The 2,921-nt window shown below is 38.3% G+C and carries 1 protein-coding gene; it reads left to right on the top strand.

Annotated elements, in window-relative coordinates; all coding sequences use genetic code 11:
* Positions 1-312 precede the first annotated feature (312 nt).
* Positions 313-2,921, top strand: a 2,609-nt coding sequence (locus tag QZ359_RS00060) for an accessory Sec-dependent serine-rich glycoprotein adhesin (protein ID WP_293944579.1), incomplete at its 3' end; no start/stop codon positions are given.

Here is a 2,921-nt window from a genome sequence, read left to right as displayed (position 1 = left end):
TTGGATAACATACAATATATATGTCTATGAGAAGGAAAATGATGCTCTTTTTAATTTTGGATAAGTATCACGCATTCATCGGCAAAAATAATGGATTTCTTTTTTTACAGACCAGTCAATAAGGGATTCGGTTTGCTAGTATATTAACTTTGTTTATCAATGGGGAATTCATACAAAACAAATCAGAAAATGCTTTTTTTTTTTAGCAAAAACACTAAAAAATAAGTTGACTTAATATAACAATTTGTGTTACAATAGAAAATGATTGCATTAAACTAACTACTGTAGCACTTTTTGGAGGAAAAAAAATAAATGTTTTTCAGACGTCAAAAGGGTCAATATCGCGAAACTGATCGTGTGACTCGATATAAACTGGTAAAATCCGGTAAGCATTGGTTGAGAGCTTCAACCTCTCTTTTTGGCTTGTTCAAGGTTTTACGTGGTGGTGTAGATACTACTCAAGTTATGACAGAAGTGGTAGAAAACCAAACTAATCAAACGATTACAGGTCTTGATATTATAAGAGGTATTGCAGCAACAGGTGCCGTATTAGGTGGGGCTGTTGCTACTCAGACAAAAGTTTTTGCAAACGAAGCGGTAGCTCTTGAAAAAACGTTAGATAGTTCAGATGCTCTAGCAACACATGATACAGTTGTCCTTGGTACAACTGCAAAAGTGGATGCGGAGAATTCGGCAAGTCTGTCTCATTCAGTAAGCGAGAGTGTATCTACTTCAGAATCAGTATCCACTAGTCTATCAGCTAGCGTTAGTTCTTCTGCTAGTATGTCAACAAGTGCCTCAGAAAGCGCATCAACTTCAGCTAGCGTTTCAGCAAGTACTTCTGTAAGCTCTAGTCAGTCGATGGTGCCTTCAGGCAATAGTGTACATTCTACTACTGCTTCTGAAACTTCTGGAAAAGCAGAGTCTGTGTCAAAAGAAAGTCAGGTGGCTAAAGAAGAATTACCTACCTCTAAGCTAAGTACTCCCGTATTGGAATCAGCTAAATTGGAAAAAGGTTTGGTTGATACGAATGCAGAAATAAGTAGTTTGGCAGGAGTGACTGCTGGTGCCATAGCAACATCGGAAGTTTCAGCTAAACAACAGGATGAAAATCGCAAGAAGTTAACCAAACTTTCAGCTGAAATGGGTGAGTACCTAGCAAAAGCGGTCGGTTTACCTAATAGTGATGCAGCTATAGCGAAAGTGAATGCTGCGGTGACTGCTATCGAGACAGCTCTTGCTAATCCTAAGGCGGATTTGACCGAAACTGTAAAACTAGCGACCTCTGCTCGTAACTCGATTGCTAATGCTGTGTTGAGAGTCAATTCAGGTGCGCGTGATGCACGAAATGGCAAACCAATGTTGCGTGGCAGTTCGTTTAGAGCGAGCTGGAGAGAAGCGCAGTCAGATGGACGAATAACTGTTAGTCAACCGCGGATTGATTTCGATAGAAATACTGGTATTGCTACATATACAATGTCAGTGGATTCTAGAACACCATTATCACATATTGGTGTTAAAATCGATGTTGGTAAAGGAGGCCATGTTCAAAGTGCCACTTATAACGGAAATAATATGGATAAGACTTATGCTAGAGGGTCTGAAATTGTTTATAGTTATAGGCATGGTGCTGTAAAACAATTGGATGGAACTATTGTCGTAAAGGTTAAATACGATAAAAACGTCTCAACAGCTACAGCAAATATGCAGGTTCAGACAAGTTCTGCTCCAGTGTATCAAGACACTCCAGGGAACGCATCAACTGTACAACCGATCAGTTTTTCAACAGGATATAGACAGCAAGTTACTAGTACTAGTCAAGGGTCAAAACTTCGATTTCAGATAGCGGACATATACAAAGAAGTCTTTAATGGAGATACTATTAATGATACGATATCTGCAATTTGGGATGGGAAAATGCCCATCAAGAAGTTTAATATAGAGAATAGGAATGTTATCCCAGGTATAGAGTACTTAGGACCTCGAAATGATGAGGGATTAGGAGCTAAACAAGTTAATACTACATTAAGAGGGATAATTGGTGGGAATAACGCGTCTGCAGAAGTTGGAAAAACTTATATTTACCGCTTTGCTACAGAGGATGTTGCCAAAAAGCAAGCTGCTGAAAATATTGGTTACTATATCAAAGGTTTTAATGAACGCCATGATATTCAAAGTGGCGATATTGTTCAAGTTTCCGATTTGAACCATTTAACACCTGATGAAGTGAAGGAAGTTTATAATAAATTTATTAAAAATTCACATAATTCAACAGATTTGCAAAAAAATGGGGATATTGCTCCAGATGTATCAAAAGGTCAAGTGATTACAAATGCAGATGGAAGTATTACATTATCTTATCCCGGTACTAAATCAAAAATTGATGTTGCAACAGATGGTACAATAACGGTTACTTATCGTGATGGTTCTACAAGTACAATCGATGCAACCTTAGAAAAAGAAAAAGAAATTCCTGACGTTTCTGTATCGGTTACACGTGATGGTGGAAAGACTGTTGCTCCAGAAAAAGGTAGCGATGGTAACAATTATTACTACATCTATGCGGGTGATGATTTCACAGTCAATATGACTGCGACCGATAATAAGGGCAAATTGAGAGAATTTAAACTTGTTCCAGAATCAGATAATTTCAGACCTGCTGAAGAGATGGCTAGAAATATATTTGGAGACGATAGATATGGTACAGGTTCTGCTACTTCTTTATCAGATTCGAAAGGCGAAATCGTTGCGACTACATCTAGTCCTGCCCATATTACTGCTACGGGTCATCTAAAAGATGATTTAGCCTTTGCTACAGGGAATCATTGGCGTAGAAATGCTGTTGCAACAGATAAGGCTGGAAACTATACGCAAGCTGGTGATTCGAATAAAGGGAATTTCTTTATCAAGCAACGTGCCTT

This window comes from Streptococcus sp. (genome assembly GCF_019414905.1).
Lineage (GTDB): Bacteria > Bacillota > Bacilli > Lactobacillales > Streptococcaceae > Streptococcus.
This window is presented reverse-complemented; position numbering and strand designations above follow the sequence as displayed.